Raw genomic sequence first — 25,017 nt, forward strand, 5'->3', positions numbered from 1 at the left:
ATGGACTTGGAAGATTTAAAAGGGTTGATCGAAGCATATATATTTTCGCAAACGGAACCTGTTTCAGAACAATCAATTGAATCTTTGCTGGAAAAAAATTCAATAAATTTAAATCCTGAAGGAAAGGCAACTGTTAGCATCCTTGACATTATTCATTCACTTCAAGAGGATTATGCGTATCGTGGCATTCGTTTATGTAAAGTTGCCGGTGGATGGCAATTTCGGACAGCTCAGGAATGGACGGCATATCTGGTAAAAATCATTGCCAGGCCAAAGCGTTTATCTCGTGCAACAATGGAAACCTTGGCCGTCGTTGCTTATCATCAGCCTTGCACTCGGACAGATATCGAAAAAATTCGAGGGGTCGGTTTAAGCCAAACTGTTTTGGAAACTTTATTGGAATATGGTCTTATCAAACCTTGTGGACATAAATCTGTACCAGGACGACCAACTTTATGGAAAACATCCAAAGAATTTTTAACTTATTTGGGGTTAAATGATTTGAATGATTTGCCAAAAAAAGAGGAGTTATTTGGAGATATTCCGTACCATTCTTTAAATGATGAATAAATAAGTGGTAATTCTTTGCTAAACAAATCATATAAAACCAAATCATGATGCATATTATGGAAATAGAGGGGGCAATATAAAGCATGTTTGATTTTTCTTGGGCAGAACTGATATTGATTGGGATTGTCAGCATGATATTTATAGGACCAAAAGATTTTCCAAAAATTGTCCATTGGTTTAGTGACGTAGTGAAAAAATGCAGGGGCATGGCACGTGAATTTCATAGTCAGGTGGATGAGATGGTTAAGGATCCAGACCTTAAGGAAGCCAAAGATCAGTTGATGAAATTACGTCGTATGAATATTAAAAGTGCAATATTGGATGTAATCGATCGAGATAGAACACTTCAGGAGAATTTGAATTCCCCCCTAAATCAAACATCTATTCAATCTCCGAAACCTTATGAAATTCCTTTTTCAAATAAAGAGCCTGAGATTATTCCCGAATATTCAGCGTCAACCGATCATAAGGAACCTGATCTGGAAGCTTTGGCAAAAAAAGATCCAGCTCCAATTTTTTTTCCTCCTGCAATTGCGCAGCGTTTACAGGTTAAAAGATCAGCTCCACCTGTTCCAGCGATGATTCCACCACAAATTGTCAATTACAGGGAACAGGGATGGTCATGAATATTCCCGAAGAAGAGTTGATCAATGATAAATCAATGTCTCTGATGGAACATTTTATTGAGTTACGTCGTCGAATGATTGTCTGTCTGGCAACTTTTTTGATTGCTTTTGGGTTTTGTTATTACTATTCGGAACAAATCTATATGTTCTTGGCCCACCCCTTGGCGCAAGCCATGCGACAACAGGGAGAACAACCCCATCTTATTTATACGGCCTTATATGAGGCATTTTTCACTTATATCAAGTTGGCATTTTTCGGTGCAATTTTTTGTTCATTTCCTATGTTTGCCATTCAAGCATGGATATATATCGCCCCGGGATTATATCGAAATGAAAAAAGGATTTTTGCGCCTTTTTTGGTTGCAACACCGATTTTGTTTTTACTGGGTGCAGCGCTCGCTTATTTCTTTGTCTTTCCTTTTGCGTGGAAATTCTTTTTATCGTTTCAGGTTGGAGGGGATCATAATATGCATATTGAATTGCAAGCCAAGGTTTCCGAATATCTTTCGTTAGTTATGCGGTTAATCATGGCTTTTGGTATTGCATTTGAGCTTCCTGTCATGTTGACATTGATGGCAAAAATAGGTTTTGTGACTTCATTAAAGTTAAAGAAATTCAGAAGATATGCATATGTTATTGCTTTTGTAATCGCTGCAGTTCTTACACCTCCCGATATAATTACACAAACTTCCTTGGCTATCCCTTTAATTATTTTATATGAGATTTCAATTTTATCTGCCCGAATGGTGGAACCCAAACCAGAAAAGGAATTATTATAATGCATGATTTTCGTGCTCTGCGTTCTGATCCTGTGGCTTTTGATAACGATTTGGCCCGTCGTGGATTATCCGCAGTTAGTCAGACATTATTATCGTATGATGAGGAACGGCGCTCATATTTGAATGAGCTGCATCAAAAACAAGCTGATCGAAATAATATTTCAAAACAAATTGGTCAGTTAAAACGGAATAAAGAAAACAGTTCCGTTTTGGAAGTGCAAGCCATAAGGTTGCGTCAGGAAATAGATTCATTGCAGACGCGTGCGGATAAACTGGATCAACAAATTTTTGAGGTTCTGGCAAGTTTGCCTAATCGTTTGGCTGTGGAGGTTCCGACAGGAAAAGATGAAACTGAAAATGTTGTTGTACATTATTGGGGAAAAATACGTGAATTTGGTTTTACTCCATTGCAGCATTTCGAGTTGGGCGAAAAATCAGGGTTGATGGATTTTAATGCAGCTACCAAGTTAGCGGGCGCACGGTTCAGCATTTTACGTGGAGCGTTGGCAAGACTTGATCGTGCCCTAGGACAATTTATGCTGGATTTTCATACAACTGAACATGATTACGAGGAATATGTCGTTCCATTACTAGTTAATGAACAGACCATGTTTAACACGGATAAATTGCCTAAATTCGGGGATCAGTCTTTTTGTACAAAAGATGATCGTTGGCTAATTCCAACAGCAGAGGTCCCTTTGACAGGAATACAGGCAGGTGAAATAATCAATTATGATCAATTACCTGTTCGCAGAACTGCTTTAACCGCCTGCTTCCGAAGTGAAGCAGGAGCTGCTGGTCGTGATACAAGGGGATTAATTCGACAGCACCAATTTTATAAGGTTGAAATGGTCAGTGTGACCGCACCTGAAGAAAGTGAAAAAGAGCATGAGCGGATGACCCGTTGTGCCGAAATGGTTCTTGAAAAATTGGAATTACCCTATCGTCGTGTCTTGTTATGTTCTGGTGATACTGGATTTGGGGCAGCAAAAACCTGGGATCTGGAAGTTTGGCTGCCAGGCCAACAAGCCTGGCGCGAAATCTCATCTTGTTCCAATACACGTGATTTTCAGGCGCGTCGCATGAATGCTCGCTATCGCCCACAACCTGAAGAGGGTAGAAAAACGCCTCCGGTATTTTTGCATACTTTAAATGGATCTGGTGTTGCAGTTGGACGGGCTTTGGTTGCTGTTATGGAAAACTATCAAAATGAGGATGGTTCAATATCTATTCCTGAAGTGCTTCGATCTTATATGGGTGGTATTGAAAAAATCGGATAATGAAATATAACAAAAGGGGATAAAATTCACCCCCTTTTGTTTTTGGACTGTCAAATTGTAAAAAGAAAAAAGTGTTATCCACTGGATAATTTGGCCGTTAAATCCTCTATAAATTGCCAGGCAACACGGCCATTTCTGGCACCACGAGTAACTGACCATTCGTTGGCCTGTGCTATGAGATCCTCTTTTGAAATGGGTAATTTTCTTGCTTTTGCATATTCTGTTACAATCTGATCAAATAAATCTTTGGAACAATTATGAAATCCGATCCATAATCCAAAACGATCAGAAAGAGATACTTTTTCCTCAATGGCTTCAGAAGGATTAATGGCGGAAGAGGATTCGTTTTCAATCATATTCCTTGGCATTAGATGTCTACGATTGCTTGTGGCGTAAAATAACACATTTTCTGGGCGTCCGGTAATTCCACCGTCTAATACAGATTTGAGCGCTTTATAATCACGGTCTTCTGATTCAAAGGAAAGATCATCTGAAAAAATGATGAATTTGTAAGACAGAGGTTTCAATAACCGTAAAAGAATGGGCAGGGAGTAGATATCATCCCTGGGAATTTCAATAATTTTCAAAAGAGGGCAAATGGTTGATAGTTTGCTGTTTACTTCATGATAAACCGATTTGATCAATGAAGATTTTCCTGTTCCCCTTGCCCCCCATAAAAGAACGTTATTGGCGGGAAGATTTTTGGCAAAATGATATGTATTCAGAAAAAGTGTTTCTTTTTGGTTTTCGATACCTTGTAACAGATGAAAGTCGATAAAAGACATGTTCTGAATGGGTGTCAATTCATTATTCTGGGCGGACCAGATAAAACAGTTATGTTTATCAATATTTTCAATTTTTGGCTGAGGAGGGGCAAGTCTCTCTAGGGAAATCGCGATACGTTCCAGTAAGGGGATAAGGGATTGAGTCATCTTTTTTCCGGTTTTCATGATCTTGTAATATGCGAGATACTTTATATAGTGTATGAAGGTGCCTATAATGATAGATGATCAATATACGTAATGTGAATAAGATAGGAAAGCAGTTTGATGATCAATTTTATGGATTTATTTATTACTCCTGCCTATGCACAAAGTGCAGGTGGTGGTGGAAGTGGTACTGCCACAATCATGAGTTTACTGCCTTTTATTGGAATATTTCTGGTATTTTATTTTATTGTTATTATGCCGCAGCAAAAAAAAGCCAAGCAAGTTCGTGAAAAAATGAAAGCATTGCGACGGGGTGATAAAATTGTAACCGCGGGTGGTATTGTTGGTAAAATTGTACGTAACCAGGAAGATTCAGATCAAATGGAAGTGGAAATTGCGTCAAATGTTCGAGTAATGGTTGTTCGTAGTACTGTTACGACTATTTTGGAAAGTAAGGTCCAAACAGAAAATACCCAATCCAAGATAAAAAACCAAGGTAAAAAAGAAGCCAAAGAAAATAAGGCTGTTACATTGGATAAAGCTGATGAAACGGTAAAAGCGGAATAAAAAACCGGCGGAATGCCGGTTTCCTTGATACAGTTTATTTTGCGTTTATTTGGGCTTCTGCAAAATCATAATTTGCGAGGTTATTAAGGAAATTATCCACAAAATCAGGGCGGCGATTACGGAAATCAATATAATATGCATGTTCCCATACATCAATGGTTAATAGAGGCTTTCCCTGGCCCTCGGAAATCGGGTTTTTACCATTTGGTGTTTTGGTAACGATTAATTTATTGTCAGAAGTCAAAACCAGCCAAGCCCATCCCGAGCCAAATTGCGTGGTAGCGGCCTTTTTGAATTCAGCTTTGAAATTTTCAACTGAACCAAAATTTTTACGGATTAACTCTTCAAATGCAGGAGACATTGAACCACCATCAGGACTTAGGGAATTCCAGAATAAAGAATGGTTGTAATGTTGACCTGCATTATTCAAAACAGGTGTTAAGGATTCATCCTTTGCTGCCGTTACAATTAATTCTTCTAATGATTTCCCTTCAAGTGCAGGGTTTGCTTTGATAAGATCATTCAGGGTATTAACATAAGCTTGATGATGCTTGTCATGGTGAAATTGCATGGTTTCTTCGCTCATTCCTGAACGAGCCAGAGCATTATAGGGAAAGGGAAGTTGTGGTAATTCAAAAGACATTTGGTTCCTCGATATATTGCAATAATTTTAAAAAATTATATAAGACCTTTTTGGTTCTTAATTCTCTTATATAGAGATTATGCGGAATTTTACAGAGATTAATTGATAAATTTTTTAGGCACATCTCCTTCATAAATTATATATATCTTTTGAAAATGATTAAAGAAAAATCTAAACCCCTTTCTTTTTGCGGCCAATATATAAGAAAGTCTGATCCAGATCACTTCTTTTGCGCGCTTTTTATGCCTTCTGATTTACGAGAACAATATTTTCGTTTATTGGCATTTTATACCGAGATTACTCGGGCCGTTACCCTATCCTCTTCATGGGATGTGGCAGGGCCAATGGCGGGTTATATCCGTTTGCAATGGTGGCGGGACTTGTTGGCAAACAAATCCGACCGGGATCATGAAATTGCGCCTTATATCAAGGATTCTCTGGATCGAAATTTGTTTTCTGCTGAAGATCTTTTAAAAATCATTTCCGCTCGCGAAGAAGAATTAGAGGGTATAAAAAATTGGAATCATTGGGATTCGATAATGGTGCGGTCTGTTGGACAAATTCAGCGGATTCTTGCAAGTCTTTTTAAAATAAGAGAATTACCGTTGGTTGAAGCGGTGATTGCAGCGGGTATTGCCAGTGAAACCGTTCATATTTCAAAAAATTTACCGAATATATTTAGAAAAGGGCGTTGTCCTTTGCCAGCAGAGATAATTCATGATTTCTCGTTACAGCGGTCAGAAAACGGAATTAGCGTAACATCATCAGAACTTAATGCAATCCGTGATATTTTAATAGAAAAGGCATATTTTTATTTGCGAAGAAGCGAGAAGGCTTGTTTGTTAGATCGTCATTACAGATCCGTTATTTTACCTGTTATTTTGGCCAAACGGGATCTACACAGGTTTGAACAATGGGATCATTTGTCCCGGAAACGTGGAATTGGAGACAAGTTGTCCGTTTTAAAGGCAAATTATTGGGTTAAATTGAAAATAAGCAAGACTTAGAAAGATGATTTTTTATAAAAAAGGTTCATTATAAAATTAATGAACCTTAAAAATAATGGATATTAGAGATTATAAAGCAGAAAATAATAAGATTATCCAGGTTGTCCTGTTCCTCCCACAATTCCCCAGCTTTGCCCTGTTACATAAGATGATTCAGTAGAGGCAAGTGTAACATACAAGGGAGCGATTTCTGCAGGTTGCCCAGGTCGTTTAAACGGACTTTCACCACCAAAGTTGGGAATAGCTGATTGGGGCTGAGCCCCGCAAATTTGTAGGGGGGTCCAGAAAGGTCCTGGATCAACACAGTTGACACGTATTCCTTTGGGAAGAAGCTGTTTGGCCATTGATTTGGTAAAGTTGCTGATACCTGCTTTGGACATGCCATAATCCACCAGAATTTCTGGAGGCATATATGATACGAGTGAAGAGGTGGTGATGATGGAACTGCCAGGTGGCAAATGTGGAATGGCAGCTTTGGTGATCCAGAAAAGTGCATAAAGATTGGTTTTCATTGTCCAATCAAATTCTTCTGTTGTTATATCAGTCAGTTGTTCAGAATATTTTTGTCTTCCAGCCACATGGGCAAGAATATCTATTTGACCCAATTTGGCTACAGCATCTGCAACAAGTTTTTTACAGAATTCCTCATTCCGGATATCACCGGGTAATGCAACAGCCTTACGTCCGGCTTTTTGAATAAGATCAATGACCTCTTTTGCATCAGGTTCTTCTTGTGGTAGATAATTGATGGCAACATCCGCTCCTTCACGTGCAAAGGCTATAGCGGCAGCGCGTCCAATACCGGAATCACCTCCTGTAACTAGTGCGTGTCGTCCTTTTAAACGTCCGCTTCCCTGATATGTTTTTTCTCCGCAATCAGGAACAGGTTGCATCTTGGACTGTAAACCAGGCCAAGGTTGTGGCTGTTTAGAAAAGGGAGGCGTTGGGTATAGGGACATTGGGTTTTTTAGAGGAGGGATAGATTTATTTTCAACATGTTCAGGCATGGCATGAATACTCCTGTTTGTCGCTAAAGCGGCAGCTCCAACAGCAACACCGGTAAGGACTTGGCGACGAGAGTTGGTATGAAATACGGAAGGATTCGCATTATTCTCAGACTTTTCTTTTTCAGACATATTTATCACCTAAAGAAATTTGAGAAATATAAAATAATAAATTAATAATTAAATTTTATTACTTGGATAAGTTTATTAATTATTATTGGCAAAATTATTTTATATTATATAACTCATTATAATTTCTATTCTATATTTTAAATATTTTAAATTCAATATATTTTAATTTATTACTTAATTATATAGCAAATAATGAAATGCTACGAGATATAGTTATTCTATGAATTTTAATGAAAAAAGATAACTGAAGAAAAGAGAGTTTCTCCAGTTATTAAATGTTATCTTTATTTGCTTAAAGATGCTGGTTTATTGGGTTGATCAGGCTGACTTTCGATTATATCTTTTATATGTTTCAGTTCCCGATATATATCGCTATTTTTGTCTTTGGCCTTTGTTTCTAATTCATTGAGTTTTTTATAAAGGTCACTGTTCTTATCATTAATTTGTGTTTTAAGATATTCAATTTCTTCATTTAAATCTTTCTTTTTATCATGTGTATAGGTTTTAAGTTGTTCCAGATTTTTGTGTAGATTGCTGTTTTTGTCTTGGATTTGCTTTTCCAGCTTATTTAGATCTTTATCGAAATCTTGGTTTTTTTCATGAGCGTAGGATTTTAGAAAATCAAATTTTTGATGCATCATGTTATCTCCCGTTGGGGAGTGATTAATGGTCGTTTTTGATTCGTCTGTGACTTGGGTAGTTTCAGCCAAGGCTGGACAGGATAAAAGTAATCCCAGAAAAGCGCTATAGGACAGTAAAAGTCTTTTTTTTATAATCCTCATAATTACCATACCCATTTTGATGTAAGTTTATCTTTTAATAATATTAATCCCGGTTGTGATGTTTTGGGTCAATCTTACCTAATAAAATGATCATTCTTAATTATATATCTTACCGGAATTATGATCAACCTTACCCAATAAATTGACAATACTTATCATATACCTTATCGAAATCAGAATTAAAGCCACCTATCGTGTTATAATCATTATCGTAAACCTAGCTTTCACCTGCATTGGCATAGGAAAAAGACAAATGGTTTAAAAAATTACTGAAATAAAAATTTAGCTAATTTATAAATGAATGTTGGATTTCCAAAGTTTTTTAGGCTTAAATAAAATATTAAATGTTATTTGAGTATAATTGTTCAAGAAAAGTTTTTTTGTCCGATCACTCGGATGCAAATCATAAAAAGATAATCAAAAAAACATTCACCATTTGTCTAAAAAAATATTATAATCTAGGCGATTATTAAGGGATATGAGCGAATTATGAAAAAATACCAACTTTTCTTATTCATGATTGGGATAAGTCTATATGATTCATCAAGTCATTCAATTTATGCCAAGCCTTCTGTGACAACTAAGGAAACCCCGAATGAAGAATGGAATATCCATCAATCGGAGAATAAGTATAATACTGATACTGGCATTTTTCCATCCTATCATAAAAAAAGAGGTTTATACCCTTCCAAACATCAGATGCATAATCCGCTACGTAAAAAAGGTTGGCATACTCATCCAGATCCCTATATCGAGGAGGGGGGTGTCTATACCAATTCTGAACATCCTGCCTTGACAGATGATCAATCGACTATGCGTGAATATACAAGTGGAACACCTAATCATTATGTTTCACCCCCGTCTATTTTGTTAGGGTTAAAACATTCACGCCAGTCTCAGCAAAAGGTCAGGATCACTGACCCGTCAAATGGGTATGCACCGCCCATTTCATTACCCCCTTCATAAAAAGAGTCTCTTTAGTTTTGAGGAACATTTAAAGCGTGTTCTTTGATTTTAAACTAATTCATGATACATAGAAAAATCTGATTTGCCGAGTTCAAGTCAACGTTGATTAAATTTTTGACCAAATCTGATTTTGAGATAATATTATGACCCCAAAAAGTTCGTTTATACAGGAAGCACAGGCACGAGGATTTATTTTTCAGGCGACTGATCTGGAAAGCCTGGATGAGCGTATGGCAAAAGGTTCTATTTCTGGATATATCGGATTTGATCCGACAGCTGACAGTTTGCATGTCGGGTCTTTGGTACAGCTGATGCTGTTGCGTTTATTGCAAAAACATGGACATCAGCCCGTTGCTTTAGTTGGTGGTGGAACAGCCCAAATCGGAGACCCCTCTTTCCGGGAAGAGGCACGCAGCTTGATGAATCAGGGTACAATTGACCGGAATTTAGATGGGATTGTCCAGAATATTCATCAAATTTTACAATTTGGATCAGGCGAAAACAAAACAATTACGGTTGATAATGCAGAATGGCTGAAAAAGCTTTCCTACATTGACTTGCTAAGGGATGTTGGCATTCATTTTTCAGTTAACCGTATGTTATCCTTTGACAGTGTTAAAACACGTTTGGAAAGAGAACAAGGGTTATCATTTCTTGAATTTAACTATTCCATTTTGCAATCATATGATTTTCGCGAATTAAATCGTCGTTATGGAACTGTTTTACAGATGGGTGGTTCAGATCAATGGGGAAATATTGTATCTGGTGTAGAACTTGTACGTCGAATGGAGGGAAAACAGGTATTTGGATTAACAGCCCCCTTATTGACAACAAGTTCAGGGGTCAAGATGGGAAAAACAGCCAAAGGAGCCATTTGGCTTAACAAGGAGAAATGTTCGGTTTTTGATTTCTGGCAATTTTGGCGTAATACGGAAGATCAGGATGTTGGTCGTTTTCTTAAACTTTTCACAGATCTTTCCATTCAGGAATGTGAACGTTTAGCCGCTTTGCAAGGAGCGGAAATAAACGAGGCGAAAAAAATGCTGGCAACAGAAGTGACTGCAATTTGTCATGGTCGTAGCGCAGCAGAAGCTGCACAGAAGGCGGCTAGAGACATATTTGAGCAGGGTAAACTGGCTCAAGACGGATTACCCGAAATAGTCTTGCCCACCGAAATGCTACAACAGGGTGTTCCTGTTTTTCGTTTATTTGTTCTTGGAAAGTTAGTGAATAGTAATGCGGAAGCCAGAAGATTAATTCGAGGGGGTGGAGCAAGAATTAATGATGAAAAACTTAGTGATGAGGGACAAATTATTACTGATGATGCGTTATGTGATGGGGTTATTAAGCTGTCATCAGGTCGTAAAAATCATATATTGATACGTTGTCGATAGTATAAGGATGCTATTTTTAATATTACCGTTTAGAACAATCGTTTTTTGTCTTAACCTTTTAAAAACCAAATATCGGTTTTAAAAGATTTATTTTCATGATTTGGTTTTTATACAATTAAATGAATCATTTTCTATCAATGATTATAAAATAAATATACATCGCTGTATTATTATAGAATTAGATTAAAAAATTGATAATTTTATAGTGATTATCTTTTTTCGTTTACGGTTTTTATGAAATTACAGTTTGATTTTTTAAACTATCCTTACAATTTCGAAAATGTTTTGAGGATTATACAAACACGTCAGTTGGATAAGGTTTTATCCTGTATACAGGAAATAGAGGAATGGGTAGGAAAAGGATATTATGCAGCAGGTTTTATAACGTATGAAGCCGCGTCTGCCTTTCGTTCTTATTTGATAACGCATCCTCCTGAAAAAATGCCATTGTTATGGTTTGGTATTTTTGAAAAACCGATAAAAAGAAAATTCAAACCACAATCTAAAAAAATTGATTTTGGATTAATGAATTGGCAACCTGATTGTTCATGGCATGAATATCAACAAGCTATTGCAGCTGTTAAAAATCATATCGCTGACGGTGATACCTATCAGGTGAATTATACATTGAGAATGGGAACGGATTTCCAGGAAGACCCGTATGAGTTCTATCTGCATATGTTGCAGGCCCAACAATCAAGTTATAGTGCATATCTGGATATTGGATTGTTTCAAATTCTTTCGGCATCTCCGGAATTGTTTTTTCAGGTAAAAGAAAGGAAAATTACTGCTAAACCGATGAAAGGAACAGCCCCAAGGGGATTAATCTTAACGGAGGATCTTGAAAACGGGAAAATATTGAATAATGAAAAAAATCGTGCTGAAAATTTGATGATTGTTGACTTGCTGCGTAACGATTTGGGACAAATTGCAGAGCAGGGAAGTGTGAAGGTTTCATCTTTGTTCGATAAAGAAAAATATCCTACAGTTTGGCAACTCACTTCAGAAATAACTGCACTATTAAAGGAAAAAACAACATTATTGGATATTTTTAGGGCGTTATTTCCATGTGGTTCTATAACTGGTGCACCGAAAGCAAATACAATGAAAATTATTCGAAAGCTTGAAAAACAGCCGCGTGAAGTTTATTGTGGTGCTATTGGGATAGTAACCCCTGATCAAGAAGCGATATTTTCCGTTCCTATTCGAACGTTGGTTGTCCAAAATAAAAAAGCTGTATATGGTGTTGGAGGAGGAATAACTTGGGATTCCACTTCCAAGGATGAATATCGTGAAGTTATTCATAAAATACAGGTTTTGTATGATCGCTGGATACCCGATCATTTACTTGAATCAGTCTTGCTAGAGAATGGATGTTATTTTCTTTTATCTTTACATCTGGACCGGCTGAAAAAATCGGCTGAATATTTTGATTTTTCCTTTAACCAGGCAGAATTGTTAAAAAGCCTGCAACATCTCTCCTGTCAATATGAACGAGGATGCTGGAAGGTAAGAATATTGTTAGATCAAAAAGGGTTAATCCAGATAGAAATTAATGCTATTCAGTCTTTACATCACGATTTGATCGCAAGATGGGCGAAAGAACCTGTTCTGTCAGATAATATGTTTCTATACCATAAAACGACAAGAAGGGATTTTTATCCTCCTGTTACATTGGATTGTGAACAATTACTTTTTAATGAGAAAGATGAAGTTACAGAATTTGTCAATGGAAATATTCTTTTGTGTAAAGGGGGGAAATGGGTTACGCCACCTGTCTCTTCTGGCCTCTTGAGAGGAACGATGTGTCAATATCTGTTGGATCAGGGCATAGCGACAGAACAGGTGATTTATAAACAGGATATACAGGTAGGAAGTCAGATCGCTTTTATAAACAGTGTTCGTAAATGGCGTAAAGTGATCTGGAAAAATTCGTTAAACGATTAAAATACTACAGATAAGATATTAAGATATCGAAGACATATTTGGGTTAAAATAACCAGATTTTTTTATGAGATTATTAATGAAAAATTATTTTATCGCACAATTAATCAAGAGGTTAATATGCAACAACATATTATAGATTTTTTACAGCAACATGGTTTTAAATTTAATCAGTTTACTTTGTTTTTAACAGCTGTATCTATTATCATCCTTACGGCGGCCATTGTTCATGTGATTTTACATCGGATTGTATTGGTCCGATTGGTTCAATTTGCACAAAAAAGCACGCGACTATGGAGCAAGGTCGTTACAGAGAATCAGTTATTTAGCCGTATGGCTTTTACTGTGCAGGGGTTGATTGTCATACTACAGACCACTTTTTGGGTGCATCAGGGTGTGAAAACGCTAGTTTTTCTTATGATTGCTGCAAAAGTTTGGGTATTGGTCTGTGCACTTCTGTCAATATTTTCATTTCTGGATATTGTTTTAAAATTTGCAAGTAAGCTGGATATAGCGGCACGGCTTCCGCTTGGAGGTATATTTCAAGGATTTAAATTATTGGCCGCGCTGCTTTTTGGTATTTTTATTCTTTCCGTACTAATTGACAAATCGCCACTTATCCTGATCAGTGGACTGGGAGCCATGGCAGCTGTCATCATGTTGGTTTTTAAGGATTCCATTCTGGGCTTATCAGCGGGAGTTCAGTTATCTGCAAATAATATGATGCGTGTAAATGACTGGATACAAATGCCCAAATATGGTGCGGATGGAATTGTAATGGATATTGGTTTGACAACTGTCAAGGTTCGCAATTTTGATAATACAATTACGATGATTCCTACCTATGCGCTTGTTTCCGATTCTTTTACCAATTGGCGTGGAATGCAGGAATCTGGCGGTAGACGGATCAAACGTTCTGTGTATATTGATGTTACAACCGTTCATTATATAACACCTGAGGAAAAGGAAAAAATATTAGAAAGCAAGTTGCTTCAACCCTTTGCAAATTCAGAAAAATATAAGGACAAGGTTGATAATAAAGAATTTATTATGGATTTAGGCAAATATTTATCCAAAGGCCAGTCAATCACAAATCTGGGTCTTTACCGTATCTATTTGGATTTATATTTGAAAAATCATCCTCGTATTCTTAATCAGATGACCTATATGGTGCGACAGATGGCCCCCGATGCAACAGGATTGTTACCGTTGGAGATTTATGGATTTAGCAATACAGTTGTCTGGAAGGATTATGAAGCCATTCAATCGGAAATTTTTGAACATGCCTATGCGGTTATTGAGGAGTTTTCATTAAGTGCATATCAAAATCCATCTGGAAACAGTTCTTCTGTGACAGTTTATCAGGGAAATGCTGCATAATGATTGATGTGTGGTAAGACAAGAATTTGTTGAACAGATCAACATTTAGATATTGTTTAACAAATTTCTTTTTATTGTTTTATATGAAATTCTATAGGAATATCCAAATTAATTAGTAAACCTTGGATATCATCGGGTGGAGGAGGAAGTTTTTTAACGCGGTGGGATAAAGTAAGGACTTCTCGATCCAGGATCAAATATCCGGAACTTTTTGCAAGACTGCTTGTTAGGATGATTCCCTGGCGATTTATGGTAATGTGCAAAATGGCGGTTCCCTCTAGGTCATCAGCTTGGGCTTCAGGCGGGTAATGTTTGAAACGTTCGAATTTATTTAAAACCATTCCCTGCCAGTTAGCGGATGTTGAAGAAGTGTGTGAGACTTGTGCGTTTTGATCCTTTTCTGATGGATGATTGGTATTATTATTTTTTGATGTGGATGTTGAATTTGATCCAGATTGAGAAGTATGTTGTGGAATAATATGTTGGGAAGGTTGCTTTATTTTGAGTTTAGAGAATTTTTCTATTCTTGGTATATCAGGTAGAATATTTGAGACAGGAAATTTTGGCAATAATTTTTGAATGGGTGTCAAGGGTTCTGTTTTAGCAAGTGTTGTAGGTTTATTCAATAATGGTGAAGTCGGAGTTTCTGTTCGATTGGGGGATAAGTCAAGTACAAGAGCACTGCTTTCAGTAACAACGGGTTTGTTGGGCACTGAAGAATTATTGTAAAAAAGAAAAAAAGGAAAAATAAGAATTAATAAAGAGACGATAAAGGAAACAATTATTATATAACGGTTTTCTTTAGATCTGAGATCATTTCGATTGGCTTGCCATTCTGTAAAGGAAATTTTATCAGTAATCGTGGAGGTTTTCATGCCATTATTGTTTGTATTGTAAATTTACCAAAGAAATTTTATGATAACCCGCGGCACGGAGTTGATCCATTACCATAATGAAAGAGCCGTAATCAATTTTGGTATCCGCATAAAGAAAGATATGTTCTTCCTTATTGCCGTTTGTTGCAATGTTAATAGTGGAATTGATATCCTTTAATGAAATAGTTTTATCATTTAAGGTTAGGGTATGGTCTGTTTTCAGTGTTAGATAAACAGGGTGGTTGGGTTGTTTCATGTTTTTTGAGGAAGAGTAAGGCAAAGTGACCGGAATTTTTACTGTTGTCAAAGGTGCGGTAATCATAAAGATAATTAAGAGAACCAAAACCACGTCAATAAATGGTGTGACATTGATATCGCATATTTCTTTTGAATCGTTATCAGCATGACGCATACGGATCATGATATTTTTTCCCCCATCATTTTTGGTTGAAAGGGTATGATCTGTGTATTCTTGTCTTTTATTTGCAACTTGCTTATGTCACGAGAAACCAGACGCATGAAAATGGTACTTAAGTCTGCAATTTTCGATCTGCAATTCGCGTTTGAACGAAGAATCATATTATAGAATATTACGGCAGGTATAGCGGTAACCAGACCAACAGCCGTGGCAAGTAAGGCTTCTGCAATTCCCGGGGCAACAGCCGTTAGACTTGTTGTTTGGGTGGAAACGATCCCTGTGAACGATGTCATGATCCCCCATACTGTTCCAAATAGGCCTATAAACGGTGAAATCGCACCAATGGTTGCCAAAAAACCGGTCCCTTTATTTAAATAATGACCTTCATTGCTTTCAATTCTTTCTAATAACAATACAATCCTTTCCTTCAGCCCTTCCGAATCATGTGTCAAAACATTGGAACACTGATATTCATCCGTGATAGCCATTAACATTGTCCTACCAATCCCTTTTTTGGAAAGATCAATGTCAGGCATCAATTCTTTTGCATTTTGTAAACGGAACTTATCAATCAAAAGGTTATGGTTGAGGCGGAAAATCTCTATATATTTCGCTATAAAAATTGTCCAGCTGATTAAGCAGGCAAGTAAAAGCATGATCATGACAAACTGCACAACAGGATTTGCATTTTCAAATAGTTGCCAGGATGAAAAAGATAAAGTGGTCATTAGTTATCTCCATATAGACGATGAGAGATAAAATATGATTCTATAAATGTATCTGACATGATGTTAATCCAATAAGATCCTATATATTTAATAAATTTTTAACAGGTAATTCAACTTAATGAATTTTATCTTATATTAAGTGATATTAATTATCAATATTAAGTGATATTAATTATCATTATCAAATTATAGAACTGGTATTAAACTGGATGAGAAAGCCTAAGATTAAATATTTTTCTGTATCGTAAAAAATAGAAAATTTTTATGTAAAGATGGCAATAAGGATATTTGTATGTAAAACCGGTTATTTAATAAATAACCGGTTTTATGTAATTAAAGTTATGTCGTTACAAATTTAGCATAGGCAAGGATTTGGCTAAATGCGGTGGTGGCACTTTTAATGGTGGTATGAATATCCAATTTTGCCTGGTTAATTGAATTTTGAAATATTTTCCAAGATGCACCTCTTCCATCTTGATCTGGTGCCATATGTCGTGCCCCATAATTTTCAGATAAACCAATTTTTTTCACGTGTTTCAAAAGCGTATTTGCCCCAAGTTTAGATCCTTCGACAACATAAAGAAAACCTACCGCCTCAGAAGCATTCGTTGTGTTCGGTGAAGTAAAGATAGTGGAAGGGATATCAATTTTTAAATCTTTCAAATCCTCTTTCACTTTTTCAAAGCGGTTGCGATTGATGAGATCAGGGATAATGGCTGTTAATATTTGGTCATGATAATAACTGTTGGCATCACGATGAATATAATATTGAAGTGAGAGAAATTTCTTGTAGAGTTCAATGTTGTTGAATAATCCAAGGCTGGTAAGATAATGATCCAATTTTTCGTGAGTTTCTCGTGTTTGTAGACGTAAAGCTTCTGTTAAAGTAAGGGTTCCTGAATCTGTCATGGTTGTGTTTCCATTATTGCATGAAAATTAATCAGTTAAGATGGCTAAATTTATTTAACACCATAATTTTTAGACATATACCAATTAATAGTAATTATCAATATCAATTGATATTAAGAATCATTATTAATTTATTGACATTAAAATTCAGTTGTGTCATCAAAAAGTTATTAATAATCATTCACAATAACGATTGATGAATTCCATGCAGACTATTCAAAAAAAACATTTTTTTTTTCCATTTTCATATAAATTTCCATGGTTTGTAATGTCCGGTTTTTTAGGTTTGACCAATATATCAGCTTGGGGTCAATCATCTAATCCCATTAATCAGGATTTATTGCCGGACCTCAAAACGCAACAGAGAGATGAAGAAAAAAGATCGGATCAATTTAATCAGAAAAACAATATTAAAGGGACTTCGCTAAAGCTTTCTCCGATCCAAGTCAAGGGAAAATCAGACCCGATATTGTCTTATACAAAAATTGATCCCGATAAAGATTATAGCTCCCAAGGAAAATCAAGAGTTTTAACGACAACAACAACCTTTAAAACTTTCAGGGATAAACAGATCGATAGTTTGGAGGATTATTCGCGTCGTGTGGATGCGGCAATTAACTATAATTCAAATAATTATAGTATTAATATGCGGGGTCTTGATCAAAGTCGTTTATTAACAACGATTGATGGTATTCGTATGATGTGGGCAAATGATGGTGCATTTGCAAGTGCATTTACGACTCAACAGGGTGGTTTATCAACCTTTGATTTTAATTCTTTGGGTGGAATAGATGTTATTAAAAGTGCAGATTCCAGCTTTTTTGGAACAGGTTCTTTGGGTGGAGTGGTTGCCTTACGAACTTTTAATCCAGAGGATATTTTAAAATCAGGACAAAAATTTGGCGGGATTACAAAAACTACCTATGATGGCGTCAGTGCAAGCGCTTTGTTAAACCAGATTTTTGCCACACGTTACAAAAATACACTATTTTTACTGGAGGGAGGCTATTCCAATGGTAGTGAAACCGGAAATATGGGACATACTGGGGGGTATGGAAATACACGTACAAAACGTAATCCTGCCTCTTACGATCAGGGAAGTTTCGTTGGAAAGGTCATCCATTATTTTTCAGGCGGTCATCGGCTAGGAATAACAGGAGAATGGGTCGATCGCAATGTTGATGAACATACATTGACTTCTCAACGGGTAAAAGAGGAATTTTATCGTACACAGAGTGAAAATCAACGCTCCCGTTTTTCTGTCCATTATGATTACAAGGCAAAGGACCCAGCCAAGGATTTATTTGGCGAAGGGCAGTTTATTGCCTATTGGCAGGATAATAATGTTATAACGAATATCTCGGATCGTTATGATTTAATGCCGAAGCGTGATTCCTGGCAGAAACTGGACATGGATGTTCAATCTTATGGAGTGGTTGGACATGCAACAATGAACGTGTTTACAGGCTCGATACATCATGCAGTTACATATGGGGGTGAAGCTTATCTAACAGATACAAGTCAGTATCAATCAGGATGGAATGCCACCAAGAATCCATTCCTGCATAATAATTTTTCGGATATGCCAAATGTGCACGGGACTGATTTGGGGGCCATTTTACAAGATCGTATTGGCATTGGAAAAAATGAGTGGCTGCATATCACATCAGGTGTAAGGTTTGATTATTTTAAACGGGATCCGCATAACACTTCGAAATATCAAAACAATCCAATTTACAATGGATTGCCCAAAGGGGCCAGTGGCTCTCGTTACTCTCCAAAGATTTTGGTCGAAGCCCGGATTATTCATCAATTGGTTGCTTATGCGCAATATTCACAATCCTATCGTGCACCCAGTGCAAATGAAGAGTATTTAAGTTATGGAACGCCTCCCATGTATCAGGTCACTGGTAATCCCGATTTAAAGGCTGAAACAGGTCGTGGTTGGGAAGTTGGATTTAAATATGGCAATTCAAGACGGGGCTTCAATATTGCCTTTTATGATAATTACTATCGCAATTATATTGATATGATCGGTATCAATCCTTGCACCGGAACACAAATGTGTTTTGGCTATGATAACCTGTCTCGTGTTCGTATTTATGGAACAGAGGCCAGTATGAACTGGGAATTCGATCCCAACTGGCATACGTGGGCCTCTTTTGCATATGCCCATGGACGTAATACAGATATAAATTATGCTTTAAGTTCAATAGCACCTTTCCGGGGAATTATTGGGTTTGGATATAAAACAGATAATTGGGGAACGGATTTATCAAGCACTTTTGCAATAGCGAGGGACAATGCCAAATTTTTGAATAACACGGGTGTTCTTTCCAAACAGTGGAATACGCCAGGTTATGTTGTTTTTGATTTGACCGGATGGTACAGACCTTCTTTTTATCGTCCCTTGCGGTTTCAATTTGGTATGTATAATATGTTTGACAAAAAATATTATAATGCATCTTCTTTGCCGGTTGGACAATCCTCTCGCAGTCTACAGAAGGCATATTTCTCTCAACCGGGACGTTATTTCAAGGTGACTGTACGTATAGATTTCTGATTTGATTTTTTTAAAATTTTGAATTTCTGCATAGTATTCAGGTCTTTATATTTTTGTAAGAGCCTGATTTATTATGCATAAAAGAAAATTAAATAAAATTTTTGAAAATGAATTGACGAATTACACGGAATTATAGTAAAGACATTTCATCACACAATGGCGGATGTAGCTCAGTTGGTAGAGCGCCGGTTTGTGGTACCGGTTGTCGCGGGTTCGATCCCCGTCATTCGCCCCATCAGACAATTTATTGTGACAATAAAATTTTTCCGTAAAACATGGTTTGAATTTGGCATTTAATCCCTTTTATTTGCAGGCAATTAAATCAATTAGGACTGGTTGTACCAATTATTATAATACTTTGATTAATATTCATTATAACAAGAAGATTAAGATACAGAAAAATCTAGCGGAAATAATTTTCCATTATTGTATTGCTTGTCTAATCAATGCTGGATCATTGTACTATTGTAGTAAGTAATAAGAATTTATTTGATTTTTTCTCAAAGAGAAGAGAAAAATATGTGGTATTATAATACCACATATTTAAAGCCATTGAAAAACAAATAAAAATTAGTAAATATTAAAAAAAAACTTGACGAAAAACATACTTGAGTTAATAAACAAAAGTCAAATTACAGTTTTGCTCAATTAACGGAATCTAGAGTTAATGAAAACAACCATTTCGCTTAAACCAGCGGAAGTAACCAAGAATTGGGTTCTGATCGATGCGAAAGACATCGTTTTGGGACGTTTGGCTGCTATCGTTGCTAATCGCCTTCGTGGCAAGCATAAACCACAATATACACCCCATGTCGATTGTGGTGACAATATTATTGTTATCAATGCTGATAAAGTCGCCTTAACAGGCAAAAAAGTAGAACAGAAGATGTTCTATTATCATACAGGTTATCCCGGTGGGATCAAAGAACGTACGATCAGACAACGTTTGACGGGTAAAAATCCGGAACATCTTGTCATTAAGGCAGTTGAACGTATGATTAGCCGTGGTCCATTGCAGCGTAAACAGATGAAACATTTATATGTTTACGCCAGTGATGCTCATCCACATGAAGCACAGCAACCGGTTAAGCTCGATATAGCTGCGTTGAACCGAAAAAATAGAGTTAATAAAACTACAAAAGTTGGAGCCTGAGGAATATGTCAGAGACTCAAGAACGTACAGGCAGCTTGGCTGATCTGAAAGAGGCAGTTGTTGATACTGTTTTGGCACAACAGGAAGTTATCGTTCGTGAACCAAAGCGTGACCAGTTTGGTCGTGCCTATGCAACCGGTCGTCGTAAGGATGCCATTGCACGTGTATGGGTAAAACCCGGTAAGGGCGAGATTATTGTTAACGGACGTCCGGTAACAAGTTATTTCGCTCGTCCAGTTTTGCAGATGTTGTTGAATCAACCTTTTCAGGTAACCAATCGTGAAGGTGAGTTTGATGTTTACTGCACTGTAACAGGGGGAGGTTTGTCAGGACAGGCTGGCGCGGTTCGTCACGGATTAAGTCGTGCTTTATGCAACTATGAACCTGAATTACGTGCCGCATTAAAAGCGGCAGGCTTCTTGACACGTGATGCGCGTGTTGTTGAACGTAAGAAGTATGGTAAGGCAAAAGCCCGCCGTTCCTTCCAGTTCAGTAAACGTTAAGCCTTACAGCTTTATGAAATCAGGGGCGAGGAAAGGCATTATGCTTTTCTTCGCCTTTTTTATTTAAGCATATGTTTAATTATTAAAAACCGATTTATTTGGAATGACAATCATGACAGAAATGCCTAAAATTTTTATTGATGGGGAATATGGAACTACGGGGTTGGGTATACGACAACGTTTGGCGGATTTGCCAATTGAATTATGTTCGGTCCCCATTGAGCATCGTCATGATATTGATAAACGTCTTCAAATGATGGCGGCAGTTGATTTGGCGGTTTTATGTCTTCCGGATAAGGCTTCACGTGAGGCTGTTGCTCTTGTTGAGATGATGGAAAGTAAAAGACCGCGTATTTTGGATGCCAGTACAGCATTTCGAACAGATCCGGAATGGGTTTATGGATTTGCTGAATTGGATCCGGGTCAAGAACGAAAAATTGCAAAAGCCGATAAGGTTGCCAATCCTGGATGTTATTCCAGTGGAGCAATTGCTTTGCTTCATCCTTTGGTAAAGGCGGGTATAATTCCCGTGGACTATCCATTAACCATTAATGCTGTAAGTGGTTATAGTGGAGGAGGGAAAAAGTTGATTGCAGTTTATGAACAGGAAAAGAATGCACCTCCTTTCGAATTATATGCTTTAGATTTGAATCATAAGCATTTACCGGAAATTTGTCATTATTGCGATCTGGTGCAGGAACCTGTATTTGTTCCATCCGTAGGAAATTTTGCACAGGGAATGATTGTTTCGATACCTTTGCATGTTAATTTGTTAAATGGTACGGTCAAACAGCTTAAAACATGTTTGAAGGAACATTACTTTCAACGAAAAAATATTGTTTTTGTTGAGGATGGTTTGACGCGTCTTCCCGCAAACCAGCTGGCCTTTACCGATCGTATGGAGCTGAGGGTTCATTCGAATAATAGAAATGATCAGGTAATATTGACTGCAAGTTTGGATAATCTTGGAAAGGGAGCATCAGGGGCGGCCATCCAGAATATCAGATTGATGTTCGGTATATGAGGTATTTATCAATCAATATCATTGGAACAATAACCATTTGTATATAAAATTTTAATTGAAATGTTGATAAATGCAGATAATGAGAATTTTTCGATGAAATCGAGGATAAGAATTATTCTAGAAAGATGTCTGGTAAATTTTATAGTAAGATCAGGTTATGAAATACAGTATTGAAACGTATTAGATAACCTGATTCTGTAATAATCTGAAGCATGCTGTTCAGTTTTTCAGCTGATTTTTATGATCCAACTGGTTTTGTGAGATATACGGTCCAGCGGCGATGACCTTTACGGTAAGGATCTTCCGGCCCTTTTGCAGAACATGCTGGTCCAGGGGCAGGAGAGCATAGCCGTCCGTCCAGCGGCAGGGTATGTTTTCCTGATTATGCCACCCTTCAAGTTTCCTGGTTTCCAGGTGGGCTTTGACATAGTGGTTCTCCCTGTTGTCAAACAGGGTGATGGTTTCGACCAGTACGCCGAGATTGCGCCTGTCATCAACGAAGGGACCGATGGCATCGCACGGGCGACTGCTATTTGAAACGATATGGACATGATGAACGGGACTGGGGAGAACAAAGACATAATTTCCATTTCCCGTTACTGGCCATTGTGGATGGATAACCTCGCCTCTGTCAGTAATGATATGAAGATTTGTGGAGTGGGTGATTGTTTCTGGCGCAACCATGTTCTTCATGCCCAGATGCAATGCCCTCTGTTTCAAATGGGCATGGACAGGTTCAACGGCCTCACGACTTGTTTCCAGAGGGGCTGCGGCATCCTGTGCCCAGTCTTTTGTCTCCTGTCTTAACTGAACCACCTTTTCAGGATTGTGGAAATTTTTATGGTTGTCCGTATTGAGGTAGCTTTCGGACAATACGCCATCCGCCTTGATAACGCCATGTTTCTCCAGCTCGAGATGATAATAGGTATATTCGGTTTTTGAATAATCGTAACGGATGGAGTGATGATTGACCAGCATGCGGGCGGGGATGAACTTTTCATCAATATAGAGACAATGTTCCGGCGTGATGCGCATATCCTTGTATGGGATGTTGTCAGCCAAGGCGTCTTTGACGATATGGATGGCATAACCCGCCACATCATCGGGCCTGTTCCTGCGGACACTGTGGTGACCCGACCCGGCCCAGGTCACGGGTTTGAGAACCCTCGTGGAGCCTTCATATGCGTAAACCATGTCTCCGGCACGGATCTCTTCTATGGCCTTCAATCCGTCTCTTGTCTCTATCATCGTGCCACAAAGGTAACAGGGTTGGGGATTATCAGTGTTCAGTCCCGGCACATAATCTATGGAATAGTTGTGATTAGTGTTTATTGTTGGATTGATGAATTGTCCTGTAGTCCCGACAGTTACGCGAGTCAATCCGTTGGTTAACCAGATGGTTTGATTGGGTGGAGGGTTGTTGTTAGTCTGATTATAGACAGGGGGGTTGTTTCCATTCAAGCAAATATTATTATTATTTGCGATATTTAATTTCCCACTTGCTGACCAGGATGTTTCATAAATCGTATCATTTTGAGACAAACCGTCGATATAATGGCCATTACTTGAAAATTCTGGCGAGAAATAAGTATTGTTTATTGACTTTCCACCTTGTTCGATCCCTATATAACCATCATAAAATTTTGAATTTTTTAGGGTGCCACCTTTTTGTATAAAAACGTTCTGCCAACTATTATTGGCAAAAATTTCAGCACCGTCTACAACCGCTCCATCTTGAATATAGATATTGTTAATGTTGAAAATATTTACTGGATCATTACCTCTGTAAATGATAATTCCGGCTCCATTTTTATAGACATTCTGTCTAATCATATTACCGGCAGGATCTGAAGCGATTTCAGAGCTGATATAAATTGAGGTGGTGCCACCCGTACCGATGATATTGATATGATCGTTGGAAATGTTATAGTTTTTTACATAGTTTTCAATATCATCCCCGGTAATCTGTTCTTGAGAAAATTGGGCGGTTCTGCTGACTGATACGGTCAGCCTGTTTGATGAAGGGTTGTATCTGTAAAGATCCGGTATATTGGGATTTGTTACTTTACTGTTGTTATTGAGGGTAAGATTGGCAGTATTATTATCACTTGATTGAAAATAAGAGTTGGGTTGATTCTTGTAACTATTGCCACTAAAACTTTGACCTCCCAGATTATAACCGCTTCTTGTAGTATTTGGGTTAAGGAATGAGTCATTATCCGAAGTGGCGGAACCGTTCATGATAACGGGGCTGGAAATAAAAGTGTTGTTGGTGGAACTGCCACCATTCATCGTAACATTTTGATTGAATATATTTGAATCCTGGAGCGTTCCACCAGTATTGATTGTAATGGCTGAATTGTTAGAGGGGCTGTTTTTGATCAAAAGGAAATTTGAACCTGAAACGGTTGCACCATTTGTAATGGTTACAGTGCTGTCAACAAAATTGATGGGTCCTGAATAGGCTTGTGATGGATCAGATGTAAGATGATTATTTGTTGATAGGCTGAAATACTGTCCATTGGTTGAGTTTATTTTGTAGACAGTGCGGCCATCACTTAATTTAACGGCATACCAATTGCCACTATCAATGATCGGATTGTTATTTTGTAATATATAACTGTTCAGGTCTGTATTTTCGACATTTTTTAATTGATTGGAAGTCGCATTCTCTCTTGTAAGGCGATTATTTGAGAAGGTTTGAATAGAATCTTGACTGTTCTTTTCACCATAGGATGGAGGATATTGATATGAATGGACAAATGAATGATTTATTTTGAATGTATCATCATCTTTTTTATCTTTACGCAAGTAATCTTTTTTTTGGTTCGTCATCAGTGA

Annotated in this window: 23 protein-coding genes and 1 tRNA gene; 15 read left to right on the forward strand and 9 right to left on the reverse strand. The window is 37.4% G+C overall.

The window, feature by feature from the left end:
• The 4 genes from scpB to serS all read left to right on the forward strand — a co-directional run bounded on the left by scpB (position 1) and on the right by serS (position 3,255).
• Complete coding sequence (scpB, locus tag H3R28_RS07295) at positions 1–570, forward strand: SMC-Scp complex subunit ScpB (protein ID WP_232351270.1); 570 nt, start codon at positions 1–3, stop codon at positions 568–570.
• An 83-nt stretch (positions 571–653) separates the two neighbouring features.
• Entirely contained in the window at positions 654–1,196 is a 543-nt protein-coding gene (tatB, locus tag H3R28_RS07300; RefSeq protein WP_198210514.1) for a Sec-independent protein translocase protein TatB, read from the forward strand.
• The gene (tatC, locus tag H3R28_RS07305; RefSeq protein ID WP_198210515.1) at positions 1,193–1,975 is read left to right on the forward strand and encodes a twin-arginine translocase subunit TatC; all 783 of its coding nucleotides are present in this window, start codon (positions 1,193–1,195) and stop codon (positions 1,973–1,975) included. The genes tatB and tatC overlap by 4 nt, the downstream gene beginning before the upstream one ends.
• Positions 1,975–3,255 (forward strand): serine--tRNA ligase, encoded by a 1,281-nt coding sequence (gene serS / locus H3R28_RS07310; protein ID WP_198210516.1) that lies wholly within the window; start codon positions 1,975–1,977, stop codon positions 3,253–3,255. The genes tatC and serS overlap by 1 nt, the downstream gene beginning before the upstream one ends.
• A gap of 74 nt (positions 3,256–3,329) precedes the next feature.
• Here serS and H3R28_RS07315 read toward each other — a convergent pair whose 3' ends face one another.
• Positions 3,330–4,187: an ATP-binding protein gene (locus H3R28_RS07315; RefSeq protein ID WP_198210517.1), complete on the reverse strand. Its 858-nt coding sequence runs from the start codon at positions 4,185–4,187 to the stop codon at positions 3,330–3,332.
• 117 nt (positions 4,188–4,304) lie between these two features.
• On the opposite strand from H3R28_RS07315, the gene yajC reads away from it, so the two are divergent.
• The gene (yajC, locus tag H3R28_RS07320; protein WP_370552840.1) at positions 4,305–4,751 is read left to right on the forward strand and encodes a preprotein translocase subunit YajC; all 447 of its coding nucleotides are present in this window, start codon (positions 4,305–4,307) and stop codon (positions 4,749–4,751) included.
• A gap of 34 nt (positions 4,752–4,785) precedes the next feature.
• Here the strand turns inward: yajC and H3R28_RS07325 are convergent, their stop codons facing one another.
• The gene (locus H3R28_RS07325) at positions 4,786–5,394 is read right to left on the reverse strand and encodes a superoxide dismutase (RefSeq protein WP_110439365.1); all 609 of its coding nucleotides are present in this window, start codon (positions 5,392–5,394) and stop codon (positions 4,786–4,788) included.
• A gap of 155 nt (positions 5,395–5,549) precedes the next feature.
• Between H3R28_RS07325 and H3R28_RS07330 the strand changes: the two genes are divergently transcribed.
• Positions 5,550–6,401 carry a squalene/phytoene synthase family protein gene (locus H3R28_RS07330; protein WP_255518695.1) on the forward strand — a complete coding sequence of 284 codons (852 nt, stop codon included), beginning with the start codon at positions 5,550–5,552 and terminating at the stop codon, positions 6,399–6,401.
• A gap of 92 nt (positions 6,402–6,493) precedes the next feature.
• Here the strand turns inward: H3R28_RS07330 and H3R28_RS07335 are convergent, their stop codons facing one another.
• Together H3R28_RS07335 and H3R28_RS07340 are read right to left on the reverse strand one after the other, a co-directional pair.
• Positions 6,494–7,537: an SDR family oxidoreductase gene (locus H3R28_RS07335; RefSeq protein ID WP_155564960.1), complete on the reverse strand. Its 1,044-nt coding sequence runs from the start codon at positions 7,535–7,537 to the stop codon at positions 6,494–6,496.
• A 284-nt stretch (positions 7,538–7,821) separates the two neighbouring features.
• Positions 7,822–8,319: a hypothetical protein gene (locus H3R28_RS07340; protein ID WP_198210520.1), complete on the reverse strand. Its 498-nt coding sequence runs from the start codon at positions 8,317–8,319 to the stop codon at positions 7,822–7,824.
• 489 nt (positions 8,320–8,808) lie between these two features.
• Here H3R28_RS07340 and H3R28_RS07345 point away from each other — a divergent pair, with 489 nt between their 5' ends.
• From H3R28_RS07345 to H3R28_RS07360, 4 genes are all read left to right on the forward strand, one after another.
• The gene (locus tag H3R28_RS07345) at positions 8,809–9,285 is read left to right on the forward strand and encodes a hypothetical protein (RefSeq protein ID WP_122122980.1); all 477 of its coding nucleotides are present in this window, start codon (positions 8,809–8,811) and stop codon (positions 9,283–9,285) included.
• Between the two features lie 143 nt (positions 9,286–9,428).
• Positions 9,429–10,679, forward strand: coding sequence for a tyrosine--tRNA ligase (gene tyrS, locus H3R28_RS07350; RefSeq protein WP_198210521.1), 1,251 nt, complete (start codon positions 9,429–9,431; stop codon positions 10,677–10,679).
• A gap of 234 nt (positions 10,680–10,913) precedes the next feature.
• A complete protein-coding gene (pabB, locus tag H3R28_RS07355) occupies positions 10,914–12,626 on the forward strand; it encodes an aminodeoxychorismate synthase component I (protein WP_198210522.1) in 1,713 nt (570 codons plus the stop codon).
• A gap of 117 nt (positions 12,627–12,743) precedes the next feature.
• Positions 12,744–14,003 carry a mechanosensitive ion channel family protein gene (locus H3R28_RS07360; RefSeq protein WP_198210523.1) on the forward strand — a complete coding sequence of 420 codons (1,260 nt, stop codon included), beginning with the start codon at positions 12,744–12,746 and terminating at the stop codon, positions 14,001–14,003.
• 71 nt (positions 14,004–14,074) lie between these two features.
• On the opposite strand, the gene H3R28_RS07365 is transcribed toward H3R28_RS07360, so the two are convergent.
• The 4 genes from H3R28_RS07365 to H3R28_RS07380 form a co-directional block, all read right to left on the reverse strand.
• Entirely contained in the window at positions 14,075–14,878 is an 804-nt protein-coding gene (locus H3R28_RS07365) for an energy transducer TonB (protein ID WP_198210524.1), read from the reverse strand.
• A gap of 4 nt (positions 14,879–14,882) precedes the next feature.
• Positions 14,883–15,299, reverse strand: coding sequence for a biopolymer transporter ExbD (locus H3R28_RS07370; protein WP_198210525.1), 417 nt, complete (start codon positions 15,297–15,299; stop codon positions 14,883–14,885).
• Positions 15,296–16,024 (reverse strand): tonB-system energizer ExbB, encoded by a 729-nt coding sequence (exbB, locus tag H3R28_RS07375; RefSeq protein WP_198210526.1) that lies wholly within the window; start codon positions 16,022–16,024, stop codon positions 15,296–15,298. The genes H3R28_RS07370 and exbB overlap by 4 nt, the downstream gene beginning before the upstream one ends.
• Before the next feature lie 339 nt (positions 16,025–16,363).
• Complete coding sequence (locus H3R28_RS07380; protein ID WP_198210527.1) at positions 16,364–16,933, reverse strand: biliverdin-producing heme oxygenase; 570 nt, start codon at positions 16,931–16,933, stop codon at positions 16,364–16,366.
• A 268-nt stretch (positions 16,934–17,201) separates the two neighbouring features.
• Between H3R28_RS07380 and H3R28_RS07385 the strand changes: the two genes are divergently transcribed.
• The 5 genes from H3R28_RS07385 to argC all read left to right on the forward strand — a co-directional run bounded on the left by H3R28_RS07385 (position 17,202) and on the right by argC (position 22,176).
• Positions 17,202–19,496, forward strand: coding sequence for a TonB-dependent hemoglobin/transferrin/lactoferrin family receptor (locus tag H3R28_RS07385; RefSeq protein ID WP_198210528.1), 2,295 nt, complete (start codon positions 17,202–17,204; stop codon positions 19,494–19,496).
• 159 nt (positions 19,497–19,655) lie between these two features.
• Positions 19,656–19,731: transfer RNA gene (locus H3R28_RS07390), tRNA-His, on the forward strand.
• Between the two features lie 432 nt (positions 19,732–20,163).
• The gene (gene rplM / locus H3R28_RS07395) at positions 20,164–20,649 is read left to right on the forward strand and encodes a 50S ribosomal protein L13 (RefSeq protein ID WP_198210529.1); all 486 of its coding nucleotides are present in this window, start codon (positions 20,164–20,166) and stop codon (positions 20,647–20,649) included.
• Between the two features lie 5 nt (positions 20,650–20,654).
• Positions 20,655–21,152, forward strand: coding sequence for a 30S ribosomal protein S9 (rpsI, locus tag H3R28_RS07400; RefSeq protein ID WP_110439378.1), 498 nt, complete (start codon positions 20,655–20,657; stop codon positions 21,150–21,152).
• A gap of 112 nt (positions 21,153–21,264) precedes the next feature.
• Complete coding sequence (argC, locus tag H3R28_RS07405) at positions 21,265–22,176, forward strand: N-acetyl-gamma-glutamyl-phosphate reductase (protein WP_198210530.1); 912 nt, start codon at positions 21,265–21,267, stop codon at positions 22,174–22,176.
• 219 nt (positions 22,177–22,395) lie between these two features.
• Here the strand turns inward: argC and H3R28_RS07410 are convergent, their stop codons facing one another.
• Entirely contained in the window at positions 22,396–25,011 is a 2,616-nt protein-coding gene (locus H3R28_RS07410; protein WP_198210531.1) for a Hint domain-containing protein, read from the reverse strand.
• Positions 25,012–25,017 lie beyond the last annotated feature (6 nt).

Origin of the sequence: Commensalibacter sp. M0268 (genome assembly GCF_016101925.1) — a bacterium.
GTDB lineage: Bacteria > Pseudomonadota > Alphaproteobacteria > Acetobacterales > Acetobacteraceae > Commensalibacter > Commensalibacter melissae.

Excerpts from the sequence above, each read along its gene's own strand:
- H3R28_RS07365 (WP_198210524.1), bottom strand. The coding sequence starts at position 14,878 with ATGAAAACCTCCACGATTACTGATAAAATTTCCTTTACAGAATGGCAA.
- serS (WP_198210516.1), top strand. The coding sequence starts at position 1,975 with ATGCATGATTTTCGTGCTCTGCGTTCTGATCCTGTGGCTTTTGATAAC.
- H3R28_RS07370 (WP_198210525.1), bottom strand. The coding sequence starts at position 15,299 with ATGATCCGTATGCGTCATGCTGATAACGATTCAAAAGAAATATGCGAT.
- H3R28_RS07380 (WP_198210527.1), bottom strand. The coding sequence starts at position 16,933 with ATGACAGATTCAGGAACCCTTACTTTAACAGAAGCTTTACGTCTACAA.
- tyrS (WP_198210521.1), top strand. The coding sequence starts at position 9,429 with ATGACCCCAAAAAGTTCGTTTATACAGGAAGCACAGGCACGAGGATTT.
- pabB (WP_198210522.1), top strand. The coding sequence starts at position 10,914 with ATGAAATTACAGTTTGATTTTTTAAACTATCCTTACAATTTCGAAAAT.
- H3R28_RS07315 (WP_198210517.1), bottom strand. The coding sequence starts at position 4,187 with ATGACTCAATCCCTTATCCCCTTACTGGAACGTATCGCGATTTCCCTA.
- argC (WP_198210530.1), top strand. The coding sequence starts at position 21,265 with ATGACAGAAATGCCTAAAATTTTTATTGATGGGGAATATGGAACTACG.
- H3R28_RS07410 (WP_198210531.1), bottom strand. The coding sequence starts at position 25,011 with ATGACGAACCAAAAAAAAGATTACTTGCGTAAAGATAAAAAAGATGAT.
- H3R28_RS07345 (WP_122122980.1), top strand. The coding sequence starts at position 8,809 with ATGAAAAAATACCAACTTTTCTTATTCATGATTGGGATAAGTCTATAT.
- scpB (WP_232351270.1), top strand. The coding sequence starts at position 1 with ATGGACTTGGAAGATTTAAAAGGGTTGATCGAAGCATATATATTTTCG.
- yajC (WP_370552840.1), top strand. The coding sequence starts at position 4,305 with ATGATCAATTTTATGGATTTATTTATTACTCCTGCCTATGCACAAAGT.
- tatC (WP_198210515.1), top strand. The coding sequence starts at position 1,193 with ATGAATATTCCCGAAGAAGAGTTGATCAATGATAAATCAATGTCTCTG.
- rpsI (WP_110439378.1), top strand. The coding sequence starts at position 20,655 with ATGTCAGAGACTCAAGAACGTACAGGCAGCTTGGCTGATCTGAAAGAG.
- H3R28_RS07360 (WP_198210523.1), top strand. The coding sequence starts at position 12,744 with ATGCAACAACATATTATAGATTTTTTACAGCAACATGGTTTTAAATTT.
- H3R28_RS07330 (WP_255518695.1), top strand. The coding sequence starts at position 5,550 with ATGATTAAAGAAAAATCTAAACCCCTTTCTTTTTGCGGCCAATATATA.
- H3R28_RS07325 (WP_110439365.1), bottom strand. The coding sequence starts at position 5,394 with ATGTCTTTTGAATTACCACAACTTCCCTTTCCCTATAATGCTCTGGCT.
- H3R28_RS07335 (WP_155564960.1), bottom strand. The coding sequence starts at position 7,537 with ATGTCTGAAAAAGAAAAGTCTGAGAATAATGCGAATCCTTCCGTATTT.
- H3R28_RS07385 (WP_198210528.1), top strand. The coding sequence starts at position 17,202 with ATGTCCGGTTTTTTAGGTTTGACCAATATATCAGCTTGGGGTCAATCA.
- rplM (WP_198210529.1), top strand. The coding sequence starts at position 20,164 with ATGAAAACAACCATTTCGCTTAAACCAGCGGAAGTAACCAAGAATTGG.
- tatB (WP_198210514.1), top strand. The coding sequence starts at position 654 with ATGTTTGATTTTTCTTGGGCAGAACTGATATTGATTGGGATTGTCAGC.
- H3R28_RS07340 (WP_198210520.1), bottom strand. The coding sequence starts at position 8,319 with ATGAGGATTATAAAAAAAAGACTTTTACTGTCCTATAGCGCTTTTCTG.
- exbB (WP_198210526.1), bottom strand. The coding sequence starts at position 16,024 with ATGACCACTTTATCTTTTTCATCCTGGCAACTATTTGAAAATGCAAAT.